The organism is Tepidimonas sediminis (assembly GCF_007556605.1).
Classification (GTDB): domain Bacteria; phylum Pseudomonadota; class Gammaproteobacteria; order Burkholderiales; family Burkholderiaceae_C; genus Tepidimonas; species Tepidimonas sediminis.
This window is the reverse complement of the sequence record NZ_VJND01000008.1, coordinates 88,931-102,421: the sequence shown is the minus strand read 5'-3', so window position 1 is coordinate 102,421 and position 13,491 is coordinate 88,931. Positions and strand designations below refer to the sequence as shown.

Annotated in this window: 15 protein-coding genes and 1 tRNA gene; 6 read left to right on the top strand and 10 right to left on the bottom strand. The window is 72.9% G+C overall.

Features of this window, described 5'->3' with window-relative positions; translation table 11 throughout:
- Window positions 1–55 precede the first annotated feature (55 nt).
- Window positions 56–1,390 carry a DUF3422 family protein gene (locus Tsedi_RS07750; protein WP_143895307.1) on the top strand — a complete coding sequence of 445 codons (1,335 nt, stop codon included), beginning with the start codon at window positions 56–58 and terminating at the stop codon, window positions 1,388–1,390.
- A gap of 33 nt (window positions 1,391–1,423) precedes the next feature.
- Here the strand turns inward: Tsedi_RS07750 and Tsedi_RS07745 are convergent, their stop codons facing one another.
- The 4 genes from Tsedi_RS07745 to ftsY form a co-directional block, all read right to left on the bottom strand.
- Window positions 1,424–2,050 (bottom strand): c-type cytochrome, encoded by a 627-nt coding sequence (locus Tsedi_RS07745; RefSeq protein ID WP_246099220.1) that lies wholly within the window; start codon window positions 2,048–2,050, stop codon window positions 1,424–1,426.
- Window positions 2,051–2,193: 143 nt separating this feature from the next.
- A complete protein-coding gene (locus Tsedi_RS07740; RefSeq protein WP_143895385.1) occupies window positions 2,194–3,480 on the bottom strand; it encodes an NAD(P)/FAD-dependent oxidoreductase in 1,287 nt (428 codons plus the stop codon).
- 25 nt (window positions 3,481–3,505) lie between these two features.
- Complete coding sequence (locus tag Tsedi_RS07735) at window positions 3,506–3,811, bottom strand: c-type cytochrome (RefSeq protein ID WP_185970607.1); 306 nt, start codon at window positions 3,809–3,811, stop codon at window positions 3,506–3,508.
- A gap of 107 nt (window positions 3,812–3,918) precedes the next feature.
- Window positions 3,919–5,106: a signal recognition particle-docking protein FtsY gene (gene ftsY, locus Tsedi_RS07730; RefSeq protein ID WP_143895305.1), complete on the bottom strand. Its 1,188-nt coding sequence runs from the start codon at window positions 5,104–5,106 to the stop codon at window positions 3,919–3,921.
- 65 nt (window positions 5,107–5,171) lie between these two features.
- Here ftsY and Tsedi_RS07725 point away from each other — a divergent pair, with 65 nt between their 5' ends.
- Genes Tsedi_RS07725 through Tsedi_RS07710 form a run of 5 tightly spaced genes read left to right on the top strand, consistent with a single transcriptional unit; the run spans window position 5,172 to window position 9,377 of the window.
- The gene (locus Tsedi_RS07725) at window positions 5,172–6,602 is read left to right on the top strand and encodes a M16 family metallopeptidase (protein WP_246099219.1); all 1,431 of its coding nucleotides are present in this window, start codon (window positions 5,172–5,174) and stop codon (window positions 6,600–6,602) included.
- Entirely contained in the window at window positions 6,599–7,951 is a 1,353-nt protein-coding gene (locus Tsedi_RS07720; protein ID WP_246099218.1) for a M16 family metallopeptidase, read from the top strand. Before Tsedi_RS07725 ends, Tsedi_RS07720 begins: the two co-directional genes overlap by 4 nt.
- Window positions 7,891–8,553, top strand: coding sequence for a 16S rRNA (guanine(966)-N(2))-methyltransferase RsmD (rsmD, locus tag Tsedi_RS12380; protein ID WP_425472748.1), 663 nt, complete (start codon window positions 7,891–7,893; stop codon window positions 8,551–8,553). Before Tsedi_RS07720 ends, rsmD begins: the two co-directional genes overlap by 61 nt.
- Entirely contained in the window at window positions 8,550–9,065 is a 516-nt protein-coding gene (gene coaD / locus Tsedi_RS07715; RefSeq protein ID WP_425472743.1) for a pantetheine-phosphate adenylyltransferase, read from the top strand. Before rsmD ends, coaD begins: the two co-directional genes overlap by 4 nt.
- A gap of 18 nt (window positions 9,066–9,083) precedes the next feature.
- Window positions 9,084–9,377, top strand: coding sequence for a YfhL family 4Fe-4S dicluster ferredoxin (locus Tsedi_RS07710; protein WP_143895301.1), 294 nt, complete (start codon window positions 9,084–9,086; stop codon window positions 9,375–9,377).
- Here the strand turns inward: Tsedi_RS07710 and pth are convergent.
- From pth to Tsedi_RS07680, 6 genes are all read right to left on the bottom strand, one after another.
- Complete coding sequence (gene pth, locus Tsedi_RS07705) at window positions 9,359–10,015, bottom strand: aminoacyl-tRNA hydrolase (RefSeq protein ID WP_143895299.1); 657 nt, start codon at window positions 10,013–10,015, stop codon at window positions 9,359–9,361. The genes Tsedi_RS07710 and pth overlap by 19 nt on opposite strands.
- A 149-nt stretch (window positions 10,016–10,164) precedes the next feature.
- A complete protein-coding gene (locus Tsedi_RS07700; RefSeq protein ID WP_143895296.1) occupies window positions 10,165–10,791 on the bottom strand; it encodes a 50S ribosomal protein L25/general stress protein Ctc in 627 nt (208 codons plus the stop codon).
- Window positions 10,792–10,885: 94 nt separating this feature from the next.
- Window positions 10,886–11,881 carry a ribose-phosphate pyrophosphokinase gene (locus tag Tsedi_RS07695; protein WP_143895294.1) on the bottom strand — a complete coding sequence of 332 codons (996 nt, stop codon included), beginning with the start codon at window positions 11,879–11,881 and terminating at the stop codon, window positions 10,886–10,888.
- A gap of 24 nt (window positions 11,882–11,905) precedes the next feature.
- A tRNA-Gln gene (locus Tsedi_RS07690) sits at window positions 11,906–11,982 on the bottom strand.
- Window positions 11,983–12,087: 105 nt separating this feature from the next.
- Window positions 12,088–12,954 carry a 4-(cytidine 5'-diphospho)-2-C-methyl-D-erythritol kinase gene (locus tag Tsedi_RS07685; RefSeq protein ID WP_143895292.1) on the bottom strand — a complete coding sequence of 289 codons (867 nt, stop codon included), beginning with the start codon at window positions 12,952–12,954 and terminating at the stop codon, window positions 12,088–12,090.
- 6 nt (window positions 12,955–12,960) lie between these two features.
- Window positions 12,961–13,485 carry an outer membrane lipoprotein LolB gene (locus tag Tsedi_RS07680; RefSeq protein ID WP_143895290.1) on the bottom strand — a complete coding sequence of 175 codons (525 nt, stop codon included), beginning with the start codon at window positions 13,483–13,485 and terminating at the stop codon, window positions 12,961–12,963.
- Between the last annotated feature and the right edge of the window lie 6 nt (window positions 13,486–13,491).

Genomic DNA, 13,491 nt, shown 5'->3' with positions numbered 1-13,491 from the left:
ATCGTAGCGCCACTTCGCCCGCATGCCCAGCCGGCGCGTGTGCTAAGGTTGACGCATGTCATCATCGTTGGACGCGATCGCCGGGGTGGCCCTGCCGCCGGATGACGGCCGCCGCCGCCTGCTGCACGACGAAATCCACGCCCGCCCGCCGGCGCGCATCCGTCTGCCGGCGCTGGTGGTGTACGTGGCCGTGCTCAGCGAGGGTGTCGCGCGCGAGCAGGAGCTGGAGCACCTGCGCCGCTTGCCGGGCCAGCAGGGCCTGGGGCCCGACGACCTGGCGCGCAACTTCCTGCGGCTGCGGCTGCCGGGCGGCTGCACCTTCAAGTGGGAGCGGCACACCGAGTTCACGCGCTACTCGCTGGTGCAGCCGCTGCCGGCCGGCACGGGGCTGGGGGCGCGCGATCCGGGGCTGCCCCCGCCGGCCTGCCTGCCGCCAGGGTGGCTGGCCGCCATCCCGGGGCGCACCATCGCGGCGCTGCAGCTGGCGATGGATCCGCAGCCGCTGGACGATCCGGCGGCGCTGCTGGAGCGCGCGCGCGCCTGGTTCGACGGCCAGCCGATCGTGGCCTCGCTGCTCGGCAACCCGTCGCATTCGCTGGTGGTGACCGATTTTCGGCTGCGGCCCGACGGCTTCGAGCGCCTGCTGGTGCTGGCGCCGTCCAGCACCAGCGAGACGCGAGCCGGCCGCATCGCGGCGCGGCTGCTGGAGCTGGAGACCTACCGCATGATGGCGTTGCTGGGCCTGCCGGTGGCCAAGGCGCTGGCGGCCCCGCTGGCCGCCGGCGAGGCGGAGCTGGCGCGCCTGACCGCCGAGATGGAGACCAAGGCCGCCTCGGACCAGGTGCTGCTGGATGCGCTGGTGGCCTTGGCCGCGCGCGTGGAGCGCAGCATCGCCGAGCACGGCTACCGTTTCTCGGCCACGCGCGCCTACGACCGCATCGTGCAGCAGCGCGCCGCCGAGCTGCGCGAGCGTCCGATTCCGGGCACGCAGACGATCAGCGAATTCATGCAGCGCCGCCTGGCGCCGGCGATGGCCACGGTGGCCTCGGTGGAGCAACGGCTGGCGGCGCTGTCGGAGCGCATCGCGCGCACCAGTGCGCTGCTGCGCACGCAGGTGGACATCGCGCGCGAGGAACAGAACCGGCAGCTGCTGGAAAAGCTCACGCGCGGGCAGGCGCTGCAGCTGCGCCTGCAGTCCACCGTCGAGGGGCTGTCGATCGCGGCGATCTCGTACTACGTGATCAGCCTGGTGCTGTATGGCGCCAAGGCGCTGAAGTCGGCCGGCGTGCCGCTGCATCCGGAACTGACCGCCGGCGCGCTGATGCCGCTGGTGCTGTGGGCGGTCTGGCGCATCAACCGCCGCATCCACGACCGGCTGCACGACGCCTGAGGCTGGGGGCACCGCCGTGCTGCCGCGGTGCGCTCACTTGCTGCTCAGGTACTCGGCCACCGCGGCCATCTCGAGTTCGGTCATCTTCTCGGCCACGGTGTGCATGACGACGTTGTCGTTGGTGCGCTGGCGCTTGTTGAACTGCTTGAGCTGGGTGAACAGGTAGCCGGCGAACTGGCCGCTCAGGCGCGGCAGGTTGGCGGCGCCATGGCCGTCGGCGCCGTGGCAGCTGGCGCAGGCTGGCACGCCGCTGAACCTGTTGCCGTTGTGGTAGAGGTACTTGCCCACCAGCGCCAGCTGCGGGTCCTTGGCCTCCTCGCGCACGGTGGGCATCTTCTCGTAGTAGCGACCCAGCGCCACCATCTCGTCGTCGGTGAGCTTGGCCACCATCTCGGCCATCGCGGTGCTCTTGCGCTCACCGCTCTTGAAGGCGCGCAGCTGCTTGGCCAGGTACTCGGCGTTCTGGCCGGCCAGGCGCGGAAAGATCTCACTGGTGGATTCGCCGTTTTCGCCATGGCACATGAAGCACACGCCGTTGGCGATCTTGCGCGCGCGGGCTTCGTCGGCCTGCGCCCGGGCGGGCAGGGTCGAGACGGCCGCGGCGAGCGCGCACAGCATGGGCAGCGCACGCCGCAGGAGGGGGGCTGCAGAAGCTTTCATCGCACGATGCATCGTAGAAGTCAGGGTCAAGGTAAGCAAATGCTGATGCACGAATATTGAAGGAGCGAAAAAACCCCTGCCGCGCCGCGGGAGGCTGCCACCCGGGTCAGCCCCCCGGGCGCAGGCCCGGGGTCTGCGGACCGTCACGCCAGCGTGTCGGCCCAGATGTTGCGCGCCCAGGCCAGCGCGTAGCGGCCTTCCAGCTCGCTGGCGCGCGCCGACACGCCGCCGGAGCCGGGCACGGTCAGCATGGTCTTCTTCTCGGGGTCGTAGCGGTGGACGCTGGCGACGTGCACGACGTCCTCGTCGGTGACGAAGCTGTAGCACGTGTTGGCGTACAGCGGCGTGGCCGGCGGCTCCTTGCCCAGCAGCAGGTTGACCACCGCCGCGGCGCAGGTCTTGCCGTGCTGGTTGGCCATGTGGCCGGACTTGGGCATGGCCGGCGCGATCTGGATCGCATCGCCCAGCACGTGCACGTTCTTGACCGCCTTGGACTCGAAGGTCAGGAAGTCGACCTCGCACCAGCGCTTGTTGGCGGTGGCCAGGCCCATCTGCACCGCGATGTCACCGGCGCGCATGTTGGGCACGACGTTGAGCACGGCGCCCTTGAAGTCCTCGTTGAACTCGAACTTCAGCGTGTTGGTGGCGGCGTCGACGTCGACCACGCGGTGCTTGGGCCGGTACTCGATGATGCCGCTGTAGTGCTCGTTCCACGCCTTGGTGAACAAGGCCTTCTTGGACTGGATGTCGTCGTTGGCGTCGAAGACGATGACCTTGCTCTTCGGCTTGGCCTTCTTGAAGTAGTGCGCCACCATGCAGGCGCGCTCGTACGGGCCGGGCGGGCAGCGGTACGGCGCCTGCGGGATCGACAGCGCGTAGACGCCGCCGTCGGGCATGGCCTCCAGCTGCTTGCGCAGCGCCACCGTCTGCGGGCCGGCCTTCCAGGCGTGCAGCACCTTGTCCTGCGCACCGGGCTTGGCCATGCCGGGCAGCGTCTCCCACATGAAGTCGATGCCGGGCGAGACGATCAGGCGGTCGTACTTCAGCTCGGCGCCGCCGGCCAGCTTGACGGTGCGCTTGTCGGGGTCGACCGCGGTGGCGCGATCACGCACGACCTTGACACCGTGGCGCTTGGCCAGGTTGTCGTACGGGATCGTGATGTCGCTCATCTGCTTGATGCCGCCGATCACCAGGTTGGAGATCGGGCACGAGACGAAGGCCTCGTTGGGCTCGACCAGCGTGACCTGCACCTTGCCCTCGGAGAACAGGCGGATGTACTTGGCCGCGGTGGCCCCGCCGTAGCCGCCACCGATGACGACGACGTGCGGGCCGCTGCCGCCGGCCACCGGCGTGGCGCAGCCGGACAGCAGACCCAGGGTGCCGAGGGCCGAGCCGGCCGCGACGGTGGAGACGAATTGGCGACGTTGCATCATGGCTGGGTTCTCCCTCGGATGGTCACTTCTTCTGGGCGGCGAAGTAGGCGGCGATGGCGCGCAGCTCGTCGTCGCTGTAGCCCTTGGCGAGCTGGTGCATGATGGTGGCCGGCTTGCGCCCGGCCTTGAAGTCCAGCAGCTTCTGCGTCAGGTCGTCCTTGTCCTTGCCGGCCAAGGCTTCCATGCCGGGCTGGGCGTGGCCGTTGGTGCCGTGGCAGTTGGCGCACGCGGCGGCCCAGACCTTGACCTGGTCGACCTGGGCGTGGGCGGACAGCGCAGCCGCGCCCAGCACGGCGGCGGTGAGGGCATGTCGCAGGGGGATCGTCATGGGGGAGGCTCCTCTGGGTTGGGAATCCGGTTCGCGTCGATCGGCGACCTGAGCGCGAGGTGTATCACGCATTGCTGATATATGGAATACGGGTTTGTGCTAGCGCATCAGGCCAACAGCGCCTGGGCGAATTCGCGCGCGTCGAACGGCTGCAGGTCCTCGAGCCGTTCGCCCACGCCGATGAAATACACCGGCAGCGTGCGGCGCTGCTCGCGCGCCCACTGGGCGATGGCGCACAGCACGCCGCCCTTGGCGGTGCCGTCCAGCTTGGTGACGATCAGGCCGGTCAGGCCCAGCGCGGCGTCGAACGCCTTGACCTGCGCCAGCGCGTTCTGGCCGGTGTTGCCGTCCAGCACCAGCAGGACCTCGTGCGGTGCGCCCGGCTCGGCCTTGGCCACCACGCGCTTGACCTTGCGCAGCTCCTCCATCAGGTGCAGCTGGGTCGGCAGCCGCCCGGCGGTGTCGACGATGACGACGTCCTTGCCGCGCGCGCGGCCGGCGCTGACGGCGTCGAACGCCACCGCGGCCGGGTCGCCGCCGGCCTGGGCGACGATGTCGACGCCGTTGCGTTCGGCCCACACGCCCAGCTGCTCGCGCGCGGCGGCGCGGAAGGTGTCGGCCGCCGCCAGCAGCACGGTGGCGCCGTGCTGCGCCAGGTGCCAGGTCAGCTTGCCGATGGTGGTGGTCTTGCCGGCGCCGTTGACGCCGGCCACCATCCAGACGGTGGGGCCGTCCGGCTGTGCTCCGACCTCCAGCGCCTTCTGCAGCGGCTGCAGCCAGTCGGCGATCACGGCGGCCAGCAGCGCGCGCACCTGCGCCGGCTCGCTGGCGCGGGCCTCGCGCACGCGCCGGCGCAAATCCTCCAGCAGCGCCTGCGTGGCCGGCGCACCGGCGTCGGCCAGCAGCAGCGCCGTCTCCAGCTCCTCGTACAGCGCCTCGTCGATGCGCGCGCCGACGAACACCGCCGACAGGCTCGCGCCGGTCTTCTTCAACCCCTCGCGCAGGCGGCCGAGCCAGCCCTGGCGCGTGGCGGCACTGGCCGCGCCGGGCGCCGTTGCGTCTTCCGGGCCGGGGGGCATTCCGGCGGACACGGCCGCCGCAGCCGCGTCGGTGCCGTCGGCGCCTGCCGATGCCGGGGCGGCCCCGGCCTGGATCGACGTCGCCTCGGCCGGCGGCGCGGACGTGGCCGTGCCGGCTTCGGGGGGGGGCGCCACCGGGGCCTCGAGGGGCCGCTCGGGGGCGTCGGCCGCCGGGCGCGCGCCGCCGAAGAACTTTTCCTTCAGGAATCGAAACATAGTGGGCACTGCCTAGAATGGAGCCGCATTCTATGAAAGCGTCGAACCGGTTACCGAATCCCCGCGTGGCGCGCCCCGGCGCGCCCGCACGCCGGGCGGCGTGGCTGGCGGCGCTGCTGCTGGCCGGGGCGGCGGCCGCCGCCCCAGGTGGGTCGGGGGCGGATCGGCCGGCGGGGCCGGCCGCCACGGCCGCGGCGGCCGACGCCGGGGCGCGCCCGTTCGTGACCACGCTGCCCAACGGCCTGACGGTGATCGTGCAGGTGGACCGCCGCGCCCCCACCGCGGTGCTGATGCTGTGGCTGCGCGTCGGCGCGGTGGACGAGACCGACCGCGAGGCCGGCGTGGCGCATGTGCTGGAGCACATGATGTTCAAGGGCACGCCGACGCTGGCCGAAGGCGAATACTCGCGCCGCATCGCCGCGCTGGGCGGGCGTGACAACGCCTTCACGTCGCGTGACGTCACGGCCTACCACGTGCAGGTGCCCGCCGGCGCGCTGCGCGAGGCGATGGCGCTGGAGGCCGAGCGCTTCGCGCGCAACGCCTGGACGGCCGAGACGCTGCAGCGCGAGCTGGCGGTGATCCGCGAGGAACGGCGCCAGCGCATCGAGGACGAGCCGCAGGCGCAGTTTTACGAGCAGTTCATGGCCACCGCGCTGGTGGCGCATCCCTACCGGCGACCGGTGATCGGCTGGATGGCCAACCTGGAGGCGCTGGACGCCGCCACCGTGCGTGCGTTCCACCAGCGCTGGTACGCGCCGAACAACGCCGCGCTGGTGGTGGTGGGCGACGTGGAGCCGGCCCAGGTGGTGCGCTGGGCCGAGGAGCTGTTCGGCGCGCTGCCGCCGCGCGTGCTGCCGGCGCGCGCGCCCGAAGCGGAGCCGGAGCAGCGCGGCGCGCGCCGGTTCGAATGGCACGGGCGCGTGCGTCAGCCGTCGCTGCTGATCGGCTGGCGTGTGCCGCGCCTGACGCATCCGGACGACGACGGCGAGGCCGCGCGCGACGCGCTGGCGCTGGCGCTGCTGGCCGGCGTGCTGGACGGGCACAGCGCGGCGCGCCTGGAGCGCGCGCTGGTGCGCCAGCCCGAGGAGCGGCGGCTGGCGGATGCGGTGGGCGTCGGCTACGGCCTGGGCGGGCGCGGGCCGGAGCTGTTTCTCGTCTCGGCCACGGTGCGGCCGGGGGTGGAGCCGGCGCGTGTGGAGCAGGCGCTGCGCGACGCGATCGCGCGCGTGGCGCGCGAGGGTGTCAGCGACGCCGAGCTGCGCCGCGTCAAGAACCAGTGGGCTGCGGCGGAGGTGTTCAAGCTGGATTCGCCGTTTGCGCAGGCGCGCGAGCTCGGCCAGCAGTGGGCGCTGGGCTGGCCGCCGGATGCGCAGGCGCGGCTGCTGGCGCGCGTGCAGGCGCTCACCGCCGCCGACGTGCAGCGGGTGGCGCAGCGCTGGTTCGGGCCGCAGCAGATGACGGTGGGCTGGCTGTTGCCGCAGGAGGACGCCCGATGAAGGGGTTGGCGGCGTGGTGGCGCGCGGCGGCGCTGATGGGGTTGGCATGGGGACTCGCGCTGCTGGCGCCGGCGGCCTGGGCGGGGCCGGCGATCGAGCACTGGGTGCGGCCGGATGGCGCGCGCGTGTATCTGGTGCGCAACGAGGCGCTGCCGATGCTGGACGTGCGGCTGGAGTTCGACGGTGGCAGCCGGCGCGACCCACCCGCGCAGGCGGGGCTTGCGGCGGCGGTGGCGCTGATGCTGGGCAAAGGTGCCGGCGCGCATGCGGACCAGCCCGCGCGCGACGAGGAGGCGCTGGCCGAAGCGTGGGCCGACCTGGGGGCGCAGTGGTCGGCCAGCGCGACGCTGGACCGCTTCAGCGTCGCGCTGCGCACGCTGACGCGCGCGGACGTGCTGGAGCCGGCGGTGGCGCTGCTGGCGCAGCAGCTGGCCGCGCCGGCGTTCGACGAGGCGGTGTGGGCGCGCGAGCGCGAGCGCCTCGTGGCGGCCTGGCGCCAGGCGCAGGCGCAGCCCGAGACGCGCGCGCAGCGGCTCTACGCCGAGGCGGTCTACCGCGGTCATCCGTACGGCCGCGAGGCCACGCCCGACACCTGGGCCGCGATCGACGCCGCGGCCATGCGCACGTTCTGGCAGCGCCACGCGCGCGCCTGCGAGGCGCGGCTGACCTTCGTCGGTGCGGTCGACCGTGCGCAGGCCGACGCGATCGCTGCTCGGCTGCTGGCGGGCTGGGCCGCGCACGGCTGCGCGCCGCTGCCGCCGCTGCCGGAGGTGGCGCCGTTGCCGGCGGCGCGCTCGATCGCCGAGCCGTTTGCCGGCGCGGCGCAGGCGCAGATCCTGATCGGCCAGCCGGGCGTGGCGCGGCGCGATCCGGACTTCCTCGCGCTGCAGGTGGCCAACCACATCGTCGGCGGCGGCGGCTTCACGTCGCGGCTGATGCGCGAGCTGCGCGAGCGCCGCGGTCTGACCTATGGCGTCTACAGTTACTTTTTGGCTGGGCGGCACGCCGGCGCCTGGACGGTGACGATGCAGACCCGGCCCGATCAGGCGCAACAGGCAGTGGCGCTGATCCACGAGGTGCTGCGCCGCTTCGCCGAGGAGGGGCCGACCCCGCAGGAGCTGGCCGAGGCGCAGCGCAGCCTGGTGCAGGGTCATGCCCTCAAGCTCGACAGCAACCGCAAGGTGGCCGACCAGGTGGCGGCGCTGGCGTGGGCCGAGCTGCCGCTGGACGAGCTCGACACTTGGCCGCAGCGCGTGCAGGCGCTGACGCGCGACGACCTGATGCGCGCCTGGCGGCGCGTCATCGACCCGCAGCGGCTGGTCACCGTCGTCGTCGGAGGCGCGCCGTGAGCGCGCCGGTGCGCCGCGGCGCGCCGCCGGGGGAGGTGCGCATCGTCGGCGGGCGCTGGCGGCGCAGCAAGCTGCTGGTGCCGCCGCTGCCGGGCCTGCGGCCCACGCCCGACCGCGTGCGCGAGACGCTGTTCAATTGGCTGGGTCAGCACCTGCACGGCTGGCGCTGCGTCGATGCGTTCGCCGGCACCGGGGCGCTGGGGCTGGAGGCGGCCTCGCGCGGCGCGGTGGAGGTGGTGCTGGTGGAGCGCCAGCCGCAGCTGCTGCGCGCGCTGCACGAGCACGTGCAGCGGCTGCAGGGAGCTTCCGACGTGGTGCGCGTGGTCGGCGGCGAGGCGCTGGGGGTGTTGGCGGGGCTGCCGGCGGCGCGCTGGCACCTGGTGCTGCTCGACCCGCCGTTCGACGGTGGCGCCGCGCTGTTCGAGGCCGCGCTGCGCCAGGCGCGCCGGCTCGTCGCCGCGGACGGCCTGGCCTACCTGGAGGCGCCGCAGCCGTGGGACGAGGCGCGGCTGGCGAGCCTGGGCTGGACGCTGCAGCGCCACCTGCGCGCCGGGCAGGTGCACGCGCACCTGCTGCGCCCGTTCGATAATCCGCAGCCATGACCGAGCCCGTCGCTTCTTCCCTGTCGCCGCGCGTGGCCGTCACCAGCGGCACGTTCGACCCGATCACCCTCGGGCACGAGGACGTCATCCGTCGCGCGGCGCTGCGCTTCGAGCGCCTGATCGTCGCCGTGGCGGCGGCGCACCACAAGACGACGCTGCTGTCGCTGGATGAGCGGCTGGCGCTGGTGCGCGAGGTGCTGGCCGACTGCCCCAACGTCGAGGCGCATCCGTTCGAGGGCCTGATCGTGGACTTCTGCCGCGCGCACGGGGCCGGCACCATCGTGCGCGGCCTGCGCCACGGCACCGACCTCGATTACGAGACGCCGATGGCCACGCTCAACGCCCGGCTTGCCCCTGGTGTGGAGACGGTGTTCCTGCTGCCGCAGCCGCAGCTGCAGTGCATTTCCAGTACCCTCGTGCGCGAGATCGCGCGTCTGGGCGGCGACGTGTCGGCGCTGGTCAGTCCGCCGGTGGCGCAGGCGCTGCGTGCGGCCTGCGCGGCGCGCGGCTGAAACGCGAGGAGTGCGGCGATGGCCCTGATGATCACCGACGAGTGCATCAACTGCGACGTCTGCGAGCCGGAGTGCCCCAACCAGGCCATCTCGATGGGCGAGGAGCACTACGTCATCGACCCGCAGCGCTGCACCGAGTGCGTGGGCCACTTCGACGAGCCGCAGTGCGTGCAGGTCTGCCCGGTCAGCTGCATCCCGCTCAACCCGCAGTTCGTCGAGGATCGTGACTCGCTGTGGGCCAAGTACCGCCGCCTGCAGGCCGCCAAGGCCGCGGCGGTGGCCCCACAGGCCGCTCAGTCCGACGGCGGCTGAGCGGTGGCGTCGTCCGCCGGCGCGGCGGGCGCTGCCGGCGGCCGGCGCGGCGGCTTGGGCCGCGGTGGCTGGGTGGTGTGGATCAGGCTCGTGGCCTTGGCGACGTCGCCGGCCAGCAGCAGCGGCAGCGCGCGTGCGGCGCGCTCGATCGCGGCCTCGATCGCCTGGCGCTGCTCCTGCGGCGGCCGGCGCAGCACCCAGTTGGCCACCTCCGCCTTGACGCCCGGATGGCCGATGCCCAGGCGCAGCCGCCAGTAATCGGCGCTGCCGAGCTGCGCGTGGATGTCGCGCAGGCCGTTGTGCCCGGCGTGGCCGCCGCCGCGCTTCAGGCGCGCGTCGCCCGGCGGCAGGTCCAGCTCGTCGTGCGCCACCAGGATCTCGTGCGGCGCGATCTTGTAGAAGCGCGCCAGCGCGGCCACCGCCTGTCCCGAGCGGTTCATGTACGTGGTGGGTTTCAGCAGCCACAGCGTGTGGCCCTGCACCTGCGCGCGCCCGGCCTGGCCGAAGAAGCCACGCTCGGGGTGCAGCGTGACCTTCAGGTCGGCGGCGATGCGATCCAGCCACCACCAGCCGGCGTTGTGGCGCGTGTCTTCGTACTCCGGCCCGGGATTGCCCAGGCCCACCAGCAGCTTCAACATCGGTGCAGGCCCTCGTGCGTGCGCGCTCGCGCGGCATCATCCCACGAAACAAGCGCGAGGCCCGCGCGCGGCGGGCCTCGGAACGCAGCGGCCGCCCTGCGGTGGCGGCCCGGCGGGCGCGCGGGAGCCCGGCCGGGCTCCCGCGGGCATCATTTCTTGCCCTTCTTGCCCTTCTTGTCGTCGGCCGCGGCGGCCTGCGGCGCGGCCACGACCTCCTCGACCGGCTCCACCACGGTGGCGATGGTCGGATTGGGCTTGCCGTGCGTGACGACCTTGACGCCCGGGGCGAGCTTGAGGTCGCTGACGTGCAGGCTCTGGCCCTTGTGCAGGTGACCCAGGTCGACCTCGATGAAGTCGGGCAGCTGGGTGGCCAGGCACTCGATCTCCAGCTCGGTGACGACGTGGTTGATCAGGCACTTGTCGGCCTTGACCGCCGGGCTGTTGTCGGCGTTGACGAAGTGCAGCGGCACCTTCTTGCGCAGGCGGGTGTTCTCGTCGACGCGCTGGAAGTCGACGTGCAGCACCTGCGGCTTGTAGGGGTGGTACTGCACGTCACGCAGCACGACCTTGGTGGTCTGGCCGCCCAGCTCCATCTCGAGGATGGAGGTGTGGAAGGCCTCCTTCTGCACGGCCTGCCACAGCGCGTTGTGGTCCAGCTCGATGGGCTGGGGCGCGGCGTTGCCGCCGTAGACGATGCCGGGCACCTTGCCGGCACGGCGCAGGCGGCGGCTCGCACCCGTGCCCTGCGCGGAACGCTCGAAAGCGGTGAATTTCATGGTCGAAGCTCCAGTGGTGAGACGGGGCGGCCGCGACCAGCGCGCCCCGGGGAAAGCCGCCCGCGCACCGACCGGCGCGCAGGCAGCGAAACCGTCAGCCTGCCGCGATGTCGGCCTCCATCTCGGCGAACAGGCTCATGACCGACTCGCCGCTGGCGATGCGGGCGATGGTCTCGGCGATCAGCGGCGCGACGGTCAGCTGGCGGATCTTGCCGCACGCGCGCGCCGCGTCGCTGAGCGGGATGGTGTTGGTGACGACCAGCTCGTCGAGCGCCTCGCCGCGCGCGACGCGCTCCACCGCCGGGCCGGACAGGATCGGGTGGGTGACGTAGGCAAACACCTTGGTGGCGCCGCGCTCCTTGAGCACCTCGGCGGCCTTGACCAGCGTGCCGGCGGTGTCGACCATGTCGTCCATGATCACGCAGTGGCGGCCCTCGATGTCGCCGATGACGTGCATGACCTCCGAGACGTTGGGCTTGGGGCGGCGCTTGTCGATGATGGCCATGTCGCAGTCGAGCTGCTTGGCCAGCGCGCGCGCGCGCACCACGCCGCCGACGTCCGGCGAGACCACCAGCAGGTTGGGGTAGCGCTTCTGGCGCAGGTCGCGCAGCAGCACCGGCGAGGCGTAGATGTTGTCGACCGGAATGTCGAAGAAGCCCTGCACCTGGTCGGCGTGCAGATCCATCGTCAGCACGCGCTCCACGCCCACCACCTGCAGCATGTTGGCCACGACCTTGGCGCTGATGGGCACGCGGCTGGAGCGCGGCCGGCGGTCCTGGCGCGCGTAGCCGAAGTAGGGGATGACCGCGGAGATGCGCGCCGCCGAGGCCCGCTTGAGCGCGTCGACCATGATGACGAGCTCCATCAGGTTCTCGTTGGTCGGCGGACAGGTCGACTGGATGATGAAGACGTCGCGCGCGCGCACGTTCTGGCCGATCTCGACCGTGACTTCGCCGTCGGAGAAGCGGCCGACGTGGGCCAGACCCAGCGGGGTGCCCAGATACTGGGCGATCTCGGCAGCCAGCGCGGGATTGGCATTGCCGGTGAAAAGCATGAAATCGGGCGTGTGCGCTGGCGTCGAGCGTTCCATGGTCAACCGGCGGGAAGAGGGGTTTGGCAGGGGAGGAAGGATTCGAACCCTCGCATGTCGGAATCAAAATCCGATGCCTTAACCAGCTTGGCGACTCCCCTACGCAGGTCCGCTGCTGACGCAGCGTACCTTGGTCGCTGTCGCTGCCGTGTTCAGCAGCGAGACCTGCATTGTAGCACGGTTTTCGGGGCGTCTTGGCGCCGTGTTCACCACGCCGCCAGCGGCAGCCGCGGCAGCAACCGGCAGCGCCGCACCCGCCAGCCCGGCGGCCACATTGCGGCGTCGGCCAACGCCGCCGGCGCCGTTGGCGGCAGCACCGCGAACACCGCGCTGCCCGAGCCGCTCATGCGCGGCTGCAGGCCCAGCGCCTGCAGCCGCCGCAGCGCCTCGGCCACGGGCGGGCACAGGCGTGCCGCCACCGCCTGCAGGTCGTTGCCGCCCCAGGCGAGCAGGGGGTCGGCGCACAGCTGCGCCAGGGCTTGGTCGGGGTCGGCGCGCGGGGTGGCGCGCGGCAGGTCCGGGGCGCCAAAGACCGCCGCGGTCGGCACGCCGGCCGGCGGCTTGACGACCAGCAGCTCGCGTGCCGGCAGCTCCACCGGACGCAGGCGCTCGCCGATGCCCTCCACCCAGGCCGGCCCCTGGCCGAGGAAGAAGGGCACGTCGGCGCCCAGCGTCGCGGCCAGCGCCGCCAAGCGCACGCGCGGCCAGCCCAGGCCCCAGAGCCGGTTGAGCCCCAGCAGCACGGTGGCCGCATCGCTGGAACCGCCGCCCAGGCCCGCCTGCTGCGGCAGGCGCTTGTCCAGCACGATGTGCACGCCCAGCGTCGTGCCGCTGGCCTGCTGCAGCGCGCGCGCGGCGCGCAGACACAGGTCCTCGGCCGGCAGGTCGCCGTCCGGGTGGACATCCTCGCGGCTGAGGCGGCCGTCGTCGCGCCGCTCGAGGTGGACCACGTCGTGCCAGTCCAGCGGGGCAAACAGCGACTGCAGCTCGTGGTAGCCGTCGGCGCGGCGGCCGACCACGTGCAGGAACAGGTTGACCTTGGCGGGGGCGGGCAGGTCGAGCAGGCGGCGCATCGTCGCTCAGGGTCGGCCTGGCTGCCAGGCCACGCGCAGGTCCACCAGCGGGGCCGGTGCATGGCGCCGCGCGTGCAGGCGGCCGGCGGCCGCGTCCAGATCCAGCAGCTTCCAGCCCGCGACCTCGGTGGGGCGGCCGTCGAGCCAGTCGAACAGCGCCGCCAGCGGCAGCGCCGCACCGGTGAGCGCCTCGGTCAACGCGGCCATGTCGGGGTGCCGTTCGGCCGTGCCGTCGGGGCGCTGCAGCCAGGCACCGGCCTCGTCCCAGCGCACCTGCGCCAGCGTCTGACCCAGCGGCCCGCTGAGCAGCAGCTCGCCGCGCTGCGGCCGGCCCCGCAGGTCGAAGGCGACGCTGGCGCGCTGCGGCGGCTCGGCCTGCACGAGCAGTGCCAGCCGCCCGCTCCAGGCCGGCTCGGCACCCTCGCCGGCCGGGGGTGGCGGCGTGGCGCAGCCGGCCAGCAGCGCCGCCAGCAGCGGCAAGGCCGCCGGCCAAGCCATCGTCGGGGTTCGCCGCGCCGGGTTGCTGGGCATCGTGTC